The organism is Serratia sp. LSHTC3 (assembly GCF_057197125.1).
Window position 1 is genome coordinate 980,487 of the sequence record NZ_JBXUNP010000001.1, and the last position, 16,834, is coordinate 997,320.

The following is a 16,834-nucleotide window of genomic DNA, read 5'->3' on the forward strand; positions in this document are numbered from 1 at the left end:
ATTAATAAAATTCCGCACCAAAAAATAAAATTGCAAAGGTTCAGTAGTGGCGAGGGAGGACGAGAAATCGTATTCCCGGGAGGTTGTAACAGTGTTAACGCGAGATTTTCTGCAAAAAGCGGATTGCAAAACCGCCTTTGGCGCTATTGAGGAGTCGCTGCTGCTGACGCCTGAACAGCGCGCAGCCTCGTTGGAATGCACGTTATCGCGCCGGCCGGATCACAGCCCGGTATGGGTATTCGGTTACGGTTCGCTGATGTGGAATCCGGTTTTCGAATCTGAAGAAGTGCGGCCCGCCATGCTGCAGGGCTGGCATCGGGCGTTCTGCATGCGTTTGACCGCCGGGCGCGGCACGCTGCATCAGCCGGGGCGCATGCTGGCGCTGAAAGAGGGCGGTCAGACCACCGGATTGGCGTTTCGTCTGCCGGAAGGTAAGCTGCGTGAAGAGCTGGAGCTGCTTTGGAAGCGCGAAATGGTGACCGACTGCTACGTGCCGACCTGGTGTGAACTGCAGTTGGATGGCGGAGAGACCGTCACGGCGCTGGTGTTCGTGATGAACGCGCAGCACCCGTTGTTTGAAGCAGACACCAGCCACCAGGTGATCGCGCCATTGATCGCCAGCGCCAGCGGCCCGCTGGGTACCAACGCGCAATACCTGTTTGCGCTGGATAACGAGCTGAAACACCACGGCATGCAGGATGATTGCATCGGCGATCTGGTGCGCTATGTACAGCAGTGGTTGCAACAGAACCGCCCTGGCGCTTTCGGGGCTGAGGCTACCGCCTGAGGCGTTAGCAGGGCAGCAGACACTTAAGGGCTCAGCATGCTGAGCCCTTTTTCATATATCTAATACCTCTATTTAATAACTTTATTCTGCATGACGACTTAAGGCTCTTTATTTGTATGGTTATTTATCTCATTATTTTTAAAGCCATTCATCATTTTCCCCCGTCCTCACCCCCCGAGAGCCACGATAAATAATTCACTTAGCATTAAATTGCATAAGTAAAGGTTATTTCTTATTTGTTCAGCCCCGCAGGACTCCGTATCAATATGGCAGACGCTACTGCAAGTAACAGGGAGACGGGAATGAACTTTCAACAATTAAAAATTATTCGAGAATCGGCGCGCTGCAACTACAACCTGACCGAGGTCGCCAATACCTTATTTACTTCGCAGTCCGGCGTTAGCCGGCATATTCGCGAGCTGGAAGAAGAGCTGGGCATCGAAATATTCATTCGCCGCGGCAAACGGCTGTTGGGCATGACCGAACCCGGCAAAGAGCTGCTGGTGGTAGCGGAACGGATTCTCAACGACGCGAACAACATCCGTCGCCTGGCGGATGTCTTCAGCAGCAACGATTCGGGGCAGCTGCATATCGCGACGACGCACACCCAGGCGCGCTATAGCCTGCCGGGGGTGATCAAAGAGTTTCGCGCGCTTTATCCACGGGTGCGGGTGGTGCTCAATCAGGGCAGCCCGGAGGAGATCGTTTCGATGTTGGCCGCCGGTGAAGCCGATATCGGCATTGCCAGCGAACGGCTGATGAGCGACGAGTCGCTGGCGGCGTTCCCCTACTACCGATGGCATCACACCATTTTGGTGCCGGAAGGGCACGAGTTGACGCGGCAGCCGCAGGTGACGCTGGAGATGCTCAGCACCTTGCCGTTGATCACTTACCGCCAGGGCATTACCGGCCGCGCGAAGCTGGATGCGGCGTTCAAATCAGCGGGCCTGACGCCGGACATCGCGCTCAGCGCGCAAGATTCCGACGTGATTAAAACCTATGTCGAGCTGGGGTTGGGCGTGGGCGTGCTGGCGGACATGTCGTATGAAAAAGAGCGCGATCGCGGGTTGGTCAGCCTCAACGCCGAGCATTTGTTTGAACCCAATACGGTCTGGCTGGGCCTGAAACGCAGCCAGCTGCAGCGCAACTATGCCTGGCGCTTTATTCAGCTGTGCAACCCGACGTTGTCGCTGACCGAAATCAAAGACAAGGTCTTCTCGTCGCAGCTGGATGCGGTGATTGACTACCAGATTTAACAACACGGGATTGCCCTGCAGGATCGCTTGCGGGCTAATGCATGGTCAGTCATCGGTACGTTCGATAAGGTGACGCTTGCTTTTTCTGAACGGGCCGATGGCTTCCCATTCCGGGAGTTCTTCGGCTGGACGTGGGTTAGCCATCTCCCAGCGATGGTATTGACGTAAAATCTCGATGGCGATGCGTTTTTGCTCTTGAATGGAGAGCGTGGGGTCGGTCAGATCCTTATTTTCCATTTTGGCTTCCTTGCTGCTCGTTATTTATACGCACCTTATCACATCTGGCACCGTATTTTTCCAGCGATTGTATGTACTTTTTCAGTGCGTTGAAGCTGGTTTTACATGTCATGGTGTCGGGTATTACTTCAAAGGCGGCCTGACGTGTATACAGTGCTAACACGTGATGGTTAATGGCGTGGCTGATAAGTATGTCCGGCGGATACGCCGGCGTCAGCCCCTGCTCTTGCAGGTTCAGCCCATACAGATATAGCGCCTGCAAGCAGTTGCGCAGCATATTGCCTTTCAGGGGATGTTGCGTTTCGCGCAGGGAGAAATTCTCCAGCGCGACAAGTTCGATAACGTTCTCCGCCTGGAGATAACGGCACAGGCAAAAGCCGGCGCGGCTCAGCGGGCTGGCTATTTGCCGGTAGACAAAAGCGAAACTCATCGGCATTTGGACATGATATTTAAACAGAGAGCGCCAATTTAACGTATGGCCGTTTTTTCTGCCTTTTTGCCAGCGCCGGTCTTGTACCGTCAGACGAGTCATAGACAGATTCGACTCAAGCAGCACGCTGTTCATGTCTGCCAGCGTTTGCTCTATCGCTCTCTCATGCAGGAGTGAGCAGCCATTTTCTGATGGATGGTTTGCCATTTGCCCGTCCTTTGGGTGACTGAGCTCACGTTAGTCACCCGATGAAACAGACTCAAACCCCGACTTTCATCGCTGCGAATCGTGCTGCAAAGACAGTAGGCAATTGCCGCGACGTGTCGCGAGAGTGCGACCTGCCGCGCAATCCTTGCCCTAATAATCAAAATCCCATCTATATACATAAAAAGAATATCTATAGTGATTTAAGTACCTTCAGCTGCCGATCGTGCTCGCATACACTCGAAAAATTATTATAAATTCCATCCGCTTGGAGAGTTTCAGATGAAAGCGCTCGTTCCTTCTTTGCTGTTTTTGGCCGTGGCGGCCAGCGTTAACGTACAGGCGGCGACGCCGGCCAACACGCTGGTGATCGCGCAATCTATCGATGACGTGGTCAGCTTTGACCCGGCCCAGGGATTTGAGTTAACCACGGTGCAGTCGTTCAACAGCCTGTATCAACGTCTGATCCAGTCAGATCCGCACAATCCCATCGATCTTAAACCAACCCTGGCCAGCAGCTGGCAGGCCGGCGCCGACGACCGCAGCCTGACTTTCAGCCTGCGCCCGGACGCCAGGTTCGCCAGCGGCAATCCGCTGCGGCCGGAAGACGTGATCTTCTCGCTTTCACGGGTGGTTAAACTCAATCTCGAACCGTCGTTTATCCTGACGCAGCTGGGCTGGAACGCGAAGAACGTGGAGCAACACCTGAGCAAGGTGGACGAGCACACGGTAAAAATCAGCTGGAGTGAGAACGTCAGCCCGGCCTTCGTGCTCAGCCTGCTGTCGGCGCCGGTATCCTCGATCGTCGACGCCAAAGAGGCGCTGGCGCACCAGCAGGGCGACGATCTGGGGCATCAATGGTTGAACAGCCACTCCGCCGGCAGTGGCCCTTACAAAATCCGCACCTATGTGCCGCACGAAGTGGTGGTGCTGGACGCCAACCCGGGCTCGCCGGAAGGGGCGCCGACGCTGAAAACCATCCTGATCAAAAACGTGCCCGATCCGGCGGCGCGCCGTTTGCTGATCGAGCAGGGCGATGCCGATATCGCACGCAACCTGGGGGCAGACCAGATGGTGGCTCTGAAGGGCAAGCCGGGCGTCAAACCGCTGGCTATTCCTTATGCTTCGCTTTATTTCCTGCAGTTCAACGCCAAGGCGTCGCCGGCGCTCGGCAATCCGGCGTTCTGGGAGGCGGCGCGCTGGCTGTTCGATTATCAAGGCATCGCCGACGATCTGCTGAAAGGGCAGTTCCAGAGCCATCAGGCATTCCTGCCGGACGGTTATCTGGGCGCGCTCAAAGATAGGCCGTACAGCTTCAATCCGCAGAAAGCCAAAGAAATACTGGCCAAGGCGGGGCTGAGCAACGTCAGTTTCCGTCTGGACGTCAACAACCAGCCGCCGTACCTGGACATCGCTCAGGCGCTGCAGGCCAGTTTTGCTCAGGGCGGCGTGAAGGTCGAACTGGTGCCGGGCATCAGTTCGCAGGTCTCCACCAAGGTGAAAGCGCTTAACTACGATGCGACGCTGACCTCCTGGGGGCCGGATTACTTCGACCCTAACACCAACGCCGCCGCCTTCGCCTACAACCCGGAAGACGGCAGCAAGACGCTGGCCTGGCGCGCCAACTGGCAGATCCCGGCGCTGAGCAAGCTGACGCTGGCCGCCACTGCGGAAAACGACACCGCCAAACGGGTGGCAGACTACCAGCAACTGCAAAAACAGGTGCAGCAAAGCTCGCCGTTTGTCATCGGCCTGCAGGCGCGCAGCCTGATTGCGGTGCGTGATAACCTCAAGGGCTATGTGCAGGGCATCAACCCTGACATGGTGTTCTACAGCAAGGTCAGCAAGTAATGGCCGCTGATCTGTCCGCCGGCGCCGGGGCGGCCCGGCGGTATTGGCGCTGGGGCGGGCGACTGCTCGGCGGCGCGCTGTCTCTGGCGTTAACGCTGCTCGGCCTGCTGCTGTTCACCTTCATGCTGTCGCACCTGGCGCCGATCGATCCGGCGCTGCAGGTGGCGGGCGATCACGCCAGCGAAGCCACCTATGCGCAGGTGCGGCACGAGCTGGGGTTGGATCAGCCGCTGCCGGTGCAATTTTGGCGTTACCTGGTGCACCTGGCGCACGGCGATTTGGGCATTTCGCGTATTACCGCGCAGCCGGTGTTGAGCGATCTGTTGCGTACCTTCCCGGCGACGGTGGAGCTGGCCACCTGCGCCATTATCCTCGGCGCCCTCGGCGGCATTACGCTGGCGTTTCTGGCGGTGCTCAAACCGGGCAGCTGGCTGGATAACGCGGCGCGTCTGCTGTCGCTGATCGGTTATTCGGTGCCGATTTTCTGGCTGAGCCTGCTCGGGCTGTTGCTGTTCTACGCCACGCTGCATTGGTCGGCGGGGCCGGGGCGGCTGGACGACATTTACTTGTACAGCATGGAGCCGCGCAGCGGTTTCGTGTTGATCGACAGCTGGCTGTCCGGCGATCGTGAAATGTTCTACAACGCCATCGGCCACCTGTGGCTGCCGGTGGTGGCGTTGGCGCTGCTGTCGATGGCGGGCATTACCCGGCTGCTGCGGGCGGCGATGCTGGAAGAGTGCAACAAGGAATACGTGACGCTGGCGCGTTCCAAGGGCGCCGGCCGCCTGCGCATTCTGCTGCGCCATGTATTTCCCAATGTGCTTGGTACGCTGATCACCGTACTGTCTCTCTCCTACGCCAGCCTGCTGGAGGGCGCGGTATTGACCGAAACGGTGTTCGCCTGGCCCGGCGTCGGGCGTTACCTGACCTCGGCGCTGTTTGCTGCCGACACGCCGGCGATCCTCGGCGCCACGCTGCTGATCGGCACCTGTTTCGTGCTGTTGAATGCGCTGGCCGACGCCTTGACCTATTTAGTGGATCCGCGAACTCGATGAGCCAATATCTCTCTGAACACGAACCGCAAAGCGAGCCAGCCGTCGGTGACCGCCGCGGTCGGCGTCTGACCACGCTGACGCTGGGTGCGGCGCTGGTGGCGATCCTGATTGTCACCGCGCTGCTGGCTCCGTGGCTGGCGCCTTTCGATCCCAATCTGCAGCATATCGAGCTGCGGTTACTGCCGCCTTCGGCTGCACATTGGCTGGGCACCGACGGCTTTGGCCGCGATTTGCTCTCCCGCGTGATTTACGGCGCGCGGCCGACGCTGATCCTGGTGTCGCTGATTCTGGTGTTGACCATTCCCATCGGCCTGCTGGTCGGCATTTGCGCCGGTTACCTCGGCGGCTGGGTCGAGCGCATTTTGATGCGTCTGACCGACATTTTCCTGTCGCTGCCGAGTCTGGTGATCGCGCTGGCGTTCGTGGCGGTGATGGGGCCGGGGCTGATGAACGGCGCGCTGGCGCTGGCATTGACCAGCTGGCCGGCCTTTGCCCGCCAGGCGCGGGCCGAAACCCTGGCGCTGCGCCGCAGTGACTACCTGGCGGCGGCGCGCATGCAGGGCATCAACGGGTTGCGGCTGATGGTCGGCCACATTTTGCCTTTATGCCTGCCGAGCGCGGTGGTGCGTGCGGCGCTGAGCCTGGGCGGCATCATCCTGTCCGCCGCCGGTCTGGGGTTCCTCGGCATGGGCGTCGCGCCGCCGACCGCCGAATGGGGTTCGATGGTGGCCGAAGGCAGTAAAGTGATTTTCGACCAATGGTGGGTCGCCGCCGCACCAGGCGGGGCGATCCTGTTCGCCAGTCTGGCGTTTAACCTGCTGGGCGATGGCCTGCGCGACAAAATGGATCCTCGTCATGGGCACTGATAACACTTTATTGACCGTCGAACGGCTGGCGATCGGCGTGCCGGGGCCGCAGCCGGCGGCGCTGGTGAAGAATATCTCGTTCAGCATGGGGCGGGAGCGGCTGGCGCTGGTCGGCGAGTCCGGTTCCGGCAAGTCGTTGACCGCGCGTGCGCTGATGGGGCTATTGCCGCCGCCGTTGCAGCTGCAGGCGCAGCGCCTGACGCTGGGCGATGAAGACTTGACGCGCCTGAGCGAACGCCAGTGGAGCCGCCTGCGCGGCGACCGGCTGGCGATGGTGATGCAAGATCCCAAACATGCGCTGAATCCCAATCAGCCGATCGGCCGTCAGGTGGAGGAGCCGCTGGTGCTGCATGCCAAGCTGAGCCGCGCCGAGCGGCGTGAAAAGGTATTGGAGATGCTGGCGGCGGTGGGATTGCCCGATCCGGCGGCGCTGTGCGGCCGTTATCCGCATCAGCTCTCCGGCGGCATGGGGCAGCGGGTGATGCTGGCCATTGCGTTGATCAACGATCCGCAGCTGTTGATTGCCGACGAACCGACTTCGGCGCTGGATCACCAGATGCGCGATCAGGTGCTGCAACTGATAGACAATCTGGTGGCGCAACGCAACATGGGGCTGATCTTGATCAGCCACGATTTGCAGCAGGTGGCGCACCACTGCGAGCGAGTGCTGGTGATGTACAAAGGCGAGCTGTTGGATCAACTGCCGGCGGCAGAGCTGGCGCAGGCCACGCATCCTTACACTCGCACGCTGTGGGCGTGCCGGCCGAGCCGCGAGACGCGCGGCAAACCGCTGCCGGTGCTGGACCGCGCGCTGTTGGAGACGTTGAAATGAGCGTAATTGCACTGGAGAACCTGAGCGTCAGTCACCGCCAGGGCTACGAGCTGCGCACCGTGGTGCATGAGGTTAACCTGCACATCGAAGCGGGTGAGTGTTTCGGGCTGGTGGGGCCTTCCGGCTGCGGCAAGTCCTCGTTGCTGTGGGTGCTGGCCGGGCTGAATGGCAGCTGGCAGGGCGGTTTTGAGCTGCTGGGGCGGCGGCTGCAGCCGGGGCAGGCATTTACCGGCGAGCTGCGGCGCGAGGTGCAGATGGTGTTTCAGGATCCCTATGCTTCGCTACACCCCAAGCACCGGCTGTTGCGCACGCTGTCGGAACCGCTCAAACTGCTGCAGGAAAGCGATATCGAACGCAAGATCAGCGCGGGCTTTCGCCAGGTGGGGTTGGATCCGCGCCTGCTGGATCGCTACCCGCATCAGCTGTCGGGCGGCCAGCGGCAGCGCGTGGCGATCGTGCGCGCATTGTTGCTGCGGCCTAAGTTGTTGTTGCTGGATGAACCGACTTCGGCGTTGGACATGTCGGTGCAGGCGGAGATCCTCAATCTGCTCAACGAGCTGAAGCAGGCGGGCGATCTGACTATGGTGCTGGTCAGCCACGATGCGGACGTGATTGACCATATGTGCGATCGTTCGGTGGCAATGGCGCACGGCCGCATCATCATTTAAACCTGTGCCCGCCAACGCGGCGGGCATATCCATCTTGGTAATAAATAAAGCAATTTATCGTCGTTCTTCTGTTAATTCTTACCCCCTACACTCGAAAAACAGCGCAACCGCGTGATTGTGGAGAGTGTATCGATGAAACGGTTAATTCCAACCTTATTGTATGGCGCGCTGGCGGCCGCTTTCGGTGCGCAGGCTGCCACCCCGCAGGATACCTTGGTGGTGGTCAGTTCGTTGGAGGGCATTATCAGCCTCGATCCGGCGGAGAGCTTTGAAACCGTCAGTTCGGCCAATCTGGTCAACCTCTATCAGCGCCTGGTGGCGCCGGATCGCGCCGCGCCGCAAAAGCTGGCGCCGGACGCCGCAGGCAGTTGGCAAGCGGGCGCCGATGGCCGCAGCCTGACCTTTACCCTGAAACCGCAGCAGCGTTTCGCTTCCGGCAACCCGCTGCGGCCAGAAGATGTGATTTTTTCGCTGGTTCGCGCGGTGAAGCTGAACAAGGCGCCGTCGTTTATTCTCGGCGAGTTTGGCTGGACGCCGGATAACGTTGAGCAACAGCTGAAGAAGGTGGGAGATAACCAGGTGCAACTCAGTTGGCCCGCCAACATCGGCAGCGAGTTGGCGCTGCGGCTGCTGACGGCGAATGTGGCTTCGATCGTGGATGAAAAGCTGTTGAACGAGCACGCGCAGCAGGGGGACTACGGTAACGGCTGGCTGCGCAGCCATTCCGCCGGCGGCGGCCCGTATCGGGTGAACAACTATGTGCCGCATGAAGCGCTGCTGTTTGGCCGTAATGACTACGCTCCGTCGCCGGCAAGGTTGAAAACGGTGTTGTTCAAGAACGTCAGCGACGCCGGTACCCGCCGTTTGCTGTTGCTGAAAGGGGATGCCGACGTGGCCTACGATCTGGGGGCCGACCAGTTCGACTCACTGCGTAACGCGTCTGGCGTGCGCATTGAGCAGGCCGATGCGCCCCGGATCTATTACCTCGGTTTCAACACCGGCAGCAAAGACAATCCGGCGCTGGGCAATCCGGCGTTGTGGCAGGCGGCGCGCTGGCTGGTCGATTATCAGAGCATCGCCGAGCAACTGCTGAAAGGGCAATATCGCGTGCATCAGGCCTTCTTGCCGCAGGGATTGGACGGGGCACTCGACGATCGGCCGTTTAAGCTCGACGTGGACAAAGCCAAACAGATCCTGCGCGATGCCGGCATCGCTGAAGGCACGCGCATCGATCTTATCGTCATCAACCAACCGCCGTATACCGACATCGCGCAGGCGCTGCAGGCCAGTTTTGCGCAGGCCGGGCTGCGGTTGGATATCCATCCGGTGGTAGAAAGCGATCTGTGGGGCAAGATGCGCGGCCGCGATTTTCAGGCGATCTTCACCTACTGGGGCGCCGACTACCTGGATCCGAACACCAACGCCAGCGCCTTTGCCTATAACGTGCCCGGTGGGCCGAAAACCCTGGCCTGGCGCACCCAGTGGAACATTCCCGCCATCAGCGCGGAAACGCGCGCCGCGGCTGCGGAAGGGAACAGCGCCGCGCGCAGCGCACGTTACGTCACGTTGCAACGGGAACTGCAGGCCAGTTCGCCGTATGTGGTGGCGCTGCAGGGGCAAACGCTGGTGGCATTGCGGGACAACGTCGAAGGTGCCCGGTTGGATATCGCCAACAGCATGCTGTATCTGGATCGGGTCAGCAAGTAGCGGGCCTGGCCGAGCTTTCTGTCGCACCAAAGGCCAACGGCGAGTGAAATCGCTGGCTGTTGCTACCTCGGATCGCGAGATGTTGTGTCAGGGTGAAATAAAATGAAATTTCATAACGCGCTCATATGACGGTGATAGATTGGCACTGAAAGGCGGCGTTGTTTACGCCTTTCACCGCGGCCGTCCGCAATGATGCGGACACATCACGTCAGGAGATATTATGGACAATAACGAAAACGCTTCAGGAGCGCGCGCAGCAACCTTGATCGCCACCGGTGAGGTTGTTACGCCGGAACAGTTTTATCAGGACAGCGATGGAAGCAACTGGGGGCCGGCGATCAACAAAGCGGCGGCGGCGGCGCTGCAAGCCGGCGGTACGCTGTCCCTTGGGAAGCGGGTGTATACGGTCGCCGGACACGTACTCATTCAGACGACAACGGACATCTACGGCGGCATCGGGTTGCGGGTGGTCGGATTGGGACGGGCGACCAAAATTGTCAAGACGGCGGACAGCAGTTACACCAACGAACAGGGCGAAACGAAGAAAGCGGTGATCGTGGTGAAAGGCTTCGCCAATCTGACGCTGCACGGCTTGACGTTGCGGGATGATACCGGCGTAGACGACACTCACGGCGTGTGGTTCAGCGATCGCAATATGACGAAGTTTGATATTCGCGACATCTACACCAAGGTCGGCGGTTATTCGCTGTTTGTCTCGGGCGACATGTTCATTAACTGGCTGGTGAACGTGCAGATGGAGGCAAACGCCAATCGCCCGGGCGATGGGGTGCTGTGGATGGACAAGTCCGGCACCACCAATTTTATAGACGGCCTCTACGCCGCTCGCGCCAAGGGGACTGCGTTCAGAATTTCAGGGTTTTACTCTACTATCGGCTCGTTGGCTGCGGATGACTGCATCGGCGATATCTACTCGTTCAAAGATTTTAACGGCACGATCAATTCGTTGGGTTGCGAGAACCGCAACACGCAGCGCGCCGCCAATGTCAGCGTGTTGTCCACCAACTTTGCCCAGGGCACGATAGGCAATATCAATATCCAGGACGCGCAGAATGTGGAGAGCGGGAGCGTGTTGTGCCGATTCATCAACGAATCTCGTTGGGACATCGGTCAGTTGACTCTTTACAGCGGTTCTAAGACGCCGTTCCCGGCGGCGATCGCCGCCTGCAGCAACAATACCGAGGTAACCTTCAGTAACGTATACAACGGCGGCGTCCCGGTGGCCGGCAAAAGCACCGTCGACGTTACGTCGTTTTTAAGCGGGGTCGAAGCGATGTACAGTCTGGGCGAGCGGGGAATTGCCCCTTCCGCCACCAGCAACCATTTGCCGCGCAATATCTCGAAACAGCAATCGTGGACTTTTTTAGGCACCCTGACCGCGCCGGATCGGCAACCAACAACGCGCATTACTCTGCAACAGGGCGTAAGCACCAAGGTGCTGGCGTGCGATTTATATATCACGTTCGATCTGTCTTCGCAGGCGACCGCCTTTGTCGTCAATAAAGGCAGCTATAGCGCGAAAGGCGCCTTTATGTTGCGGCGCACCGGGCCGTTAAGCTGCGAAATATATTACCGCGTCGAGAAAGATTTCGGCTTTGGCAGTTATCAGGTGCAGACTACGCGCGGCAGCTACTGGCGGCCGGACGGCGTTTCATTGAGCACGCCACCCGCCGATGCGTTGGAAATCCGCAGCGATGAGGTGTTATCCACCACCAGGCTCGCGGTGATCCAGCCACTGGCCAATCCGACAACGGCCAGCACTGCGGAAGTGGCCGGATTGCTCAATCGGCTGATCGAGACACTGAAGAACTAACCGAATAACGCCGGCGCATTCTGGCCGGCGTCCATCAAGAGCAACAGCCAGCCGGCGGCCGCCAAGGCGATGCCGAAAGGTTGCCGCGTTCGCCAGGCGCGGCGGTTGCGGCGGCCGCGCGTCAATGCCATGCCTAATCCGAACATGGCCGCCAGACAGACCAGCAGCGGCAGCATCGTCCAACCGAGCCAGGCGCCCAGCGCCGCCAGCAGTTTGAAATCACCCTGGCCGATGCCGTTACGCCGCCGCACCTGCCGATAAAGCGCATTGAGCAGCCACAACCCCCCGTAGCCGGCGGCGGCGCCGATAACCGCGTCGCCCAGCGTCGCCCAGCGTCGCCCAGCGAGCATCAAGATTGCACAGCATCCCGCCCCACAGCAGCGGCTGGGTTAACCGGTCCGGCAGCCACCGGTGGCGCCAGTCTAGCCAGGCCAGGGCGATCAGCAGCGCCGCGGCCGGCGGCAACCACAGCCGGTGTGCTGCCGGCAGGTCGAAGGGCAGCGCCGTCAACGCCAAACCGAAGGCCGTCAGCAGCAGGCTACGGCGGCGCAATTTCGGTGGGCTGGCGCGCCCGGCCGCCATTCGCTCCAACCGGGTGATGAGCGTGAAGGCGACCGCACCTGCTGACAGCAGCGCGGTGAAAAACAGCGCGGGCCACAGTAAGGAAAGAAACATCGGGGCTCCGTCAGTCGTGAAATAGATGTTTAAAATAACGGCAAAATGCGTATTTCATCGGGGTGAAATGCGGTGGGCTGTGAGGAATGCGCAGTTGTACGCATCGCCACTTCACGTATTGCAGAGTGAGGCAATGTCATGCGCGGAGGCGTGCAGCAGTGGGGTGTTGCGTTTTTTATCGGCAAAATCGGTGCTGAAATGGTGTGAATTCACCTGGCGGCCGGAATGGATCGGTAAATGGCGTAAGTGACGGCGTCACTGGGGAGTGATTGAGGTTTATCCTATTGTTTCTGTTCGTCAAGCCGTTAGGCTTTAAGGGAGAGGCGCCCCGGCCTGGACGGGGCGTAGGGTTTCCAGAACTGCCGCGGGAAAGGCGACAGCAAAGCAGTGGGTTGGCCCGCTCCAGGAGGGAGGGGGGACAACGGTGCCATGAAAGACGAAATTCAGCCGGGACTCATCAAAACCAAAAAACGACGCTGGCACAGCCGGCGGACGATGTGGCTGGCCGGGGCGCTGGTGTGGCTGGCCGGCGCGGCGCCCGCCTGTGCCGAATCCCCGCCGGCGCCGGAGAGCGTTGTCTCTTCCGCACCGGCCGCCGCAGATCCGGCGGCGAACTTGCCCGAACTGGGCGGCGCGCCCGATGACGCCGCGCGCGAGAAGCAGTGGGCCGAGATGGCGAAGCAGTTCGGCGAAAAAGATCTGAATAACGTTTCCCGTCAGCAGATGCGCAGCCGCGCCGAGGATTATCTGCTGGGCCAGGCGACCGGCGCGCTGCAACAGCAGGCGCAGGAACTGTTGTCGCCGCTGGGCACCGCCCGATTATCGCTGAAGATGACCGGTGAGGGGGACTTTACCGGCAGCAACGGGCAGTTATTCAGCCCGCTGTACGACGTCGACGGATTGCTGACCTACAGCCAGATCGGCTGGCTACAGCAAAGCGCCGGGGCGCTCGGTAATTTCGCGCTGGGGCAGCGCTGGATCGCCGGTGACTGGCTGCTGGGGTACAACACGGCGCTCGACAGCGATTTCGCCCGGCAGCGCAATCGCGGCAGCGTCGGCGCGGAGGCCTGGGGAGACTACCTGCGTTTCTCCACCAACTATTACTACCCGCTGTCGGCGCTGGCGCAACAGCCTGGCGATGGCGTGTTTTTCAGCCGCCCGGCGCGCGGTTACGACATTACGACGCAAGGCTATCTGCCGTTTTATCGCCAGATCGGCGGTTCGCTCAGCTATGAGCAGTATCTCGGCGATAATGTCGATCTGTTCGGCAGCGGCAAAAAACAAAACGATCCGCGCGCGATGCAGCTGGGGCTCAATTACACCCCGGTGCCGCTGGTGACGATGAAGGCGCTGCATAAGATTGGCGCGGGCGGGCAGAGCCAGGATCAGATCGAGCTGGCGCTGAGCTATCGGCTCGGGGTGCCGTTGGTGAAGCAGATTTCGCCGGAGTATGTGGCGCAGGCCAAGTCGCTGCGCGGCAGCCGCTACGATCCTATCGAACGCAAGAACGTGCCGGTGTTGGAGTTCCGCCAGCGCAAAACGCTGCAGGTGTTCCTCGCCACGCCGCCGTGGAGCCTGCAGGCGGGGGAAACCGTGCCGCTGGTGCTGGAAATCAAGGCATTGAACGGGATTTCTCACGTCAGTTGGCAGGGGGATACGCAGGCGCTGAGCCTGACGCCGCCGCACAACGCCAACGATCCGCAGGGCTGGACGGCGATCGTGCCACCGTGGGACGATGCGCCGGGCGCCGCCAACAGCTACCGGCTATCGGTCACGCTGGAGGACGATAAACAGCAGCGCGTGACGTCCAACTGGATAGAGCTGAAAGTGGCGCCGCCGCTGACGGCGACCGCCGGTGATGACGCGGGCCTGCCGCCGATCAAAACCCTGACGCCGCCGCCGATCCCGGCGCAAACCGGGCCGCTGTACGGCGGCGACTAACCGTTTTTACCCTGCAGCACCCACACGGCGGCCTCGACGCGGGATTTTAGCTTCATCTTTTTCAGCAGGTGTTTGACGTGTACCTTGACGGTGCTTTCGGTGATGGTCAGGCGGCGGGCGATCAGCTTGTTCGGCAGCCCCTGGGCGATCAGCTTCAGAATATCCCGTTCGCGCGGCGTCAATTGCTGAATATCGCGATCGGCGCTGGGGCGGTTTTCCCGCAGGCTGGCGGCGAGGATCGGCGTCAACGTTTCGCTGAGCACCATCTGCCCGGCCGCCGCCTGATGCAGCGCCTTCAGCAGATCCTCCGGCTCCATGTCTTTCAACAAATAACCGTCGGCACCGCGTTTGAGCGCGCTGACGACGTCGTCTTCATGGTTGGACACGCTGAACACCACAACGCGCCCCGACAGGTCGGTCTGGCGCAGACGATCCAGCGTTTCCAGCCCGTTGATGCCGGGCATGTTGAGGTCGAGCAGGATCAGATCCGGATCGTGCTGCTCCGCCAGCGTGACCCCTTGTTCTCCGTTGCTGGCTTCGGCGATGACCTGCAGGCGAGCGTCCAAGCCAATCAGCTGTTTTACGCCGTTGCGCAGCATCGGGTGGTCGTCGATCAGTAAGATGGTGGCGGCGGTTTCTGTCGTCATGGTGTCTCCGTTAGTCGATGGCGTGGTTATCCGGCGTGAAGCTGACTCGCACCTCGGTGCCGCCGCCGCTGCGCGGTAAAATGTCGCAACGGCCGTGCAGGCTCTTGGCGCGATCGCGCATGATGATCAAGCCGTAATGGTCGGGGCGGGATGTTTCGGCCGGCAGGCCGCGTCCGTTATCGCATACGCTCAGGGTCACTTCGCCCCGTTTGTTGATGACCTGAATGCTCACCTCGCTGGCGGCGGCATGCTTAAGGATGTTGCTGAGCGCCTCGCGGGCGATCTGCAGCAGATGAATGGCCTGGTAGGCGGGCACCGTGCGAGGCCCCAGTTGGTAATCGAGGCTGATGTTCAGGCCCAGTTTGGGATTGAACTCCGCTACCGTCGATTGCAGCGCCGCCAGCAGGCCCGGTTCGGTCAGCTGCAGGCGGAAGGTGGTCAGCAGCTCGCGCAGCTGGCGATAGGCGCCGTTCAGCTCTTCGCGCATCTGCTGCACCAGCGCCTGGCTGGCGGACGAGAGCGTTTCGCCTTGCATCTGCAGGCAGGCGATCTGCATTTTCAGGCAGGAGAGCGATTGGGCGATGGAGTCGTGCAGCTCGCGGGCGATTGCCGCCCGTTCTTCCATCAGCATCAGCTGCTGCTGGTGGTCTACCTGACGTTCGATGGCCAGCACGCTGGTCAGTTGCTCCACCAAAGTGTTGACCAGCTGGCGGTGCTCATCGTTCAGCGGCTGTTGCGGCGCATGTTGCGCCACGATCACGCCGTAGTCGCCAAGTTTGTCACTCAGGCTCCAGCTCAGCGACGGGTTGTCGGGATGCTGGCGGTCGCTGTCGTGCAGGCAGGCGCTGCACACCGGATTATGGCAATGCTCCGGCCGCAACGGCTGGTTGCCGCTCAGCTGCAGCAGCGGCTCCCGGCTGTCGTTTTCATACAGCCGCACCTGAATGGCGCGCAGCGGCGTCAGGATTTGCAGTTGGTTGAGCAGCGGCGTCAGGCGGCTGCACAATGGCTCGCTGGCGTGCAGCAGGCGGCTGGCGCGATAGAGGAAGCTCAGCATCTGATTTTTTTGCTGCAGGTCCGCGGTCTTCTCGGCTACGCGCTGCTCCAGCCCGCTGTAGGTGGCCGACAGTTCGTCAGACATGGTGTTCAACGCGCCGCCGAGCGACGCCATTTCATCCTGATGGCCGCGCTGCGCGAAGCGGCGGCTAAAGTCGCCGCGGCCCACCGCCAACGCCATTTCCACCAGCTGCCGCCACGGATGCAGCAACCGGCGGCGCAGGTAGCAGGTGGTGCCGATCAGCAGCAGCAGGGTCAGCGCGATAAAGCCGGCCTGCACCAGCGTCACCATCAGCAGGCGGCGTTCGGTTTGCCTGTCGATATCCGAGACCAGCTTATCCAACAGCTGCACGAAGTGCGCTACCTGCGGCGCGGCGTCGGCCGGGCGCTGCGCGCTACGCAGGCGAGGTTGCAGGGTCTGTTGCCAGTAGTCGCGCAAGGTGTCGAAAGGTTGCGTCAGCCCTTCCTGTTCCACCGAACGCTGCAGGTCGGGGCTGTTTTCGTCGCGCTCCAGTTCGCGGATCAACGCTTCATGCCGTTCATCCAGCGGCACCTGCGCCAGCAGACGGTAGCTTTGCATACGCAGCGAGCCGGCCTTGTTGATGGCATGCGCGTTGCCTTGAATGCTTTGCGACATCCAGGCGGAAATCCCCATGCCGGCCACGCCCAGAATGCCCGACAGCAACATCAGCAGGGCGACCTGATTTACGATCGAAAGCGGGGCCAACAGGCGTTTCATAAGCGCGGGTTCCTGGCATTTGGCGCCGCAGAAGCTCAGGGGCGAAGGCGGC

Annotated in this window: 16 protein-coding genes; 10 read left to right on the top strand and 6 right to left on the bottom strand. The window is 60.6% G+C overall.

What is annotated here, in order from left to right:
- The first annotated feature begins 91 nt into the window (after nucleotides 1-91).
- A complete protein-coding gene (locus tag AC2CGI_RS04690) occupies nucleotides 92-787 on the top strand; it encodes a gamma-glutamylcyclotransferase (protein ID WP_021504033.1) in 696 nt (231 codons plus the stop codon).
- Nucleotides 788-1,089: 302 nt separating this feature from the next.
- The gene (gene cbl / locus AC2CGI_RS04695; RefSeq protein WP_004934716.1) at nucleotides 1,090-2,043 is read left to right on the top strand and encodes an HTH-type transcriptional regulator Cbl; all 954 of its coding nucleotides are present in this window, start codon (nucleotides 1,090-1,092) and stop codon (nucleotides 2,041-2,043) included.
- Nucleotides 2,044-2,088: 45 nt separating this feature from the next.
- On the opposite strand, the gene AC2CGI_RS04700 is transcribed toward cbl, so the two are convergent.
- Together AC2CGI_RS04700 and AC2CGI_RS04705 are read right to left on the bottom strand one after the other, a co-directional pair.
- Complete coding sequence (locus tag AC2CGI_RS04700) at nucleotides 2,089-2,280, bottom strand: hypothetical protein (RefSeq protein ID WP_015378216.1); 192 nt, start codon at nucleotides 2,278-2,280, stop codon at nucleotides 2,089-2,091.
- Nucleotides 2,270-2,917, bottom strand: coding sequence for a hypothetical protein (locus AC2CGI_RS04705; protein ID WP_076740736.1), 648 nt, complete (start codon nucleotides 2,915-2,917; stop codon nucleotides 2,270-2,272). Before AC2CGI_RS04705 ends, AC2CGI_RS04700 begins: the two co-directional genes overlap by 11 nt.
- A gap of 279 nt (nucleotides 2,918-3,196) precedes the next feature.
- Between AC2CGI_RS04705 and AC2CGI_RS04710 the strand changes: the two genes are divergently transcribed.
- The 7 genes from AC2CGI_RS04710 to AC2CGI_RS04740 all read left to right on the top strand — a co-directional run bounded on the left by AC2CGI_RS04710 (nucleotide 3,197) and on the right by AC2CGI_RS04740 (nucleotide 11,724).
- On the top strand, nucleotides 3,197-4,765 hold the full coding sequence (locus AC2CGI_RS04710) for an ABC transporter substrate-binding protein (RefSeq protein WP_076740737.1): 1,569 nt from the start codon (nucleotides 3,197-3,199) through the stop codon (nucleotides 4,763-4,765).
- On the top strand, nucleotides 4,765-5,820 hold the full coding sequence (locus tag AC2CGI_RS04715; RefSeq protein ID WP_004934713.1) for an ABC transporter permease: 1,056 nt from the start codon (nucleotides 4,765-4,767) through the stop codon (nucleotides 5,818-5,820). The genes AC2CGI_RS04710 and AC2CGI_RS04715 overlap by 1 nt, the downstream gene beginning before the upstream one ends.
- A complete protein-coding gene (locus AC2CGI_RS04720) occupies nucleotides 5,817-6,686 on the top strand; it encodes an ABC transporter permease (protein ID WP_033632776.1) in 870 nt (289 codons plus the stop codon). Before AC2CGI_RS04715 ends, AC2CGI_RS04720 begins: the two co-directional genes overlap by 4 nt.
- Nucleotides 6,676-7,518 carry an ABC transporter ATP-binding protein gene (locus AC2CGI_RS04725; RefSeq protein WP_076740738.1) on the top strand — a complete coding sequence of 281 codons (843 nt, stop codon included), beginning with the start codon at nucleotides 6,676-6,678 and terminating at the stop codon, nucleotides 7,516-7,518. The genes AC2CGI_RS04720 and AC2CGI_RS04725 overlap by 11 nt, the downstream gene beginning before the upstream one ends.
- Nucleotides 7,515-8,186, top strand: a complete 672-nt coding sequence (locus AC2CGI_RS04730) for an ABC transporter ATP-binding protein (protein WP_076740739.1) — start codon at nucleotides 7,515-7,517, stop codon at nucleotides 8,184-8,186. The genes AC2CGI_RS04725 and AC2CGI_RS04730 overlap by 4 nt, the downstream gene beginning before the upstream one ends.
- A gap of 132 nt (nucleotides 8,187-8,318) precedes the next feature.
- A complete protein-coding gene (locus AC2CGI_RS04735; protein WP_004934699.1) occupies nucleotides 8,319-9,893 on the top strand; it encodes an ABC transporter substrate-binding protein in 1,575 nt (524 codons plus the stop codon).
- Between the two features lie 220 nt (nucleotides 9,894-10,113).
- Nucleotides 10,114-11,724 (top strand): hypothetical protein, encoded by a 1,611-nt coding sequence (locus tag AC2CGI_RS04740; protein WP_004934698.1) that lies wholly within the window; start codon nucleotides 10,114-10,116, stop codon nucleotides 11,722-11,724.
- Here the strand turns inward: AC2CGI_RS04740 and AC2CGI_RS04745 are convergent.
- Both AC2CGI_RS04745 and AC2CGI_RS04750 read right to left on the bottom strand, forming a co-directional pair.
- On the bottom strand, nucleotides 11,721-12,005 hold the full coding sequence (locus AC2CGI_RS04745) for a prepilin peptidase (RefSeq protein ID WP_484593935.1): 285 nt from the start codon (nucleotides 12,003-12,005) through the stop codon (nucleotides 11,721-11,723). The two genes, AC2CGI_RS04740 and AC2CGI_RS04745, sit on opposite strands and share 4 nt — an antisense overlap.
- Nucleotides 11,962-12,399, bottom strand: coding sequence for a prepilin peptidase (locus AC2CGI_RS04750; protein ID WP_484593936.1), 438 nt, complete (start codon nucleotides 12,397-12,399; stop codon nucleotides 11,962-11,964). Before AC2CGI_RS04750 ends, AC2CGI_RS04745 begins: the two co-directional genes overlap by 44 nt.
- A 429-nt stretch (nucleotides 12,400-12,828) precedes the next feature.
- Between AC2CGI_RS04750 and AC2CGI_RS04755 the strand changes: the two genes are divergently transcribed.
- Nucleotides 12,829-14,340, top strand: a complete 1,512-nt coding sequence (locus AC2CGI_RS04755) for a YchO/YchP family invasin (RefSeq protein WP_130054771.1) — start codon at nucleotides 12,829-12,831, stop codon at nucleotides 14,338-14,340.
- On the opposite strand, the gene narL is transcribed toward AC2CGI_RS04755, so the two are convergent.
- Together narL and narX are read right to left on the bottom strand one after the other, a co-directional pair.
- On the bottom strand, nucleotides 14,337-14,987 hold the full coding sequence (gene narL / locus AC2CGI_RS04760; protein ID WP_033632781.1) for a two-component system response regulator NarL: 651 nt from the start codon (nucleotides 14,985-14,987) through the stop codon (nucleotides 14,337-14,339). The two genes, AC2CGI_RS04755 and narL, sit on opposite strands and share 4 nt — an antisense overlap.
- A 10-nt stretch (nucleotides 14,988-14,997) precedes the next feature.
- Nucleotides 14,998-16,782: a nitrate/nitrite two-component system sensor histidine kinase NarX gene (gene narX / locus AC2CGI_RS04765; RefSeq protein ID WP_015378206.1), complete on the bottom strand. Its 1,785-nt coding sequence runs from the start codon at nucleotides 16,780-16,782 to the stop codon at nucleotides 14,998-15,000.
- Nucleotides 16,783-16,834 lie beyond the last annotated feature (52 nt).